This window comes from Seonamhaeicola marinus (genome assembly GCF_008085455.1).
On the sequence record NZ_VSDQ01000330.1, the window covers coordinates 1 to 361 of the forward strand.

Genomic DNA, 361 nt, shown 5'->3' on the forward strand with positions numbered 1-361 from the left:
ATAAATAATCTTCGAATTCATTCCTGTTGTAAATATGATAACATAACACGTCTCCATTTTCTTTTACAATTAAATATCCACCTGTTGCATCATATTTTCCTGTCCAAACTTTTGAAGGCATCATCCCTAATGCAACATCTGTCAAGAAGCGTTTTATTTTATATTCGTAAAATTTATGTTCGTTTTCAATGTCAAAGTTCAGTGGATTTTTGTCAGCTGTTTTGTTTACTAAATCGGTTAAATTTGAAAACTCACTTGAATAAAAATCAAAAACGATTTGTGATAAAATTTCGGGAAGCAAACTGTCTATTAAAACTAGGTTGTTTGAAAATATTTTTCGTTCTGTTTTTACAAAGACAAA

General features: G+C 28.8%; 1 protein-coding gene. It reads right to left on the minus strand.

The window, feature by feature from the left end; all coding sequences use genetic code 11:
* On the minus strand, positions 1 to 361 hold a 361-nt coding region (locus FUA24_RS04230; protein WP_148540169.1), incomplete at both ends, for an HpaII family restriction endonuclease.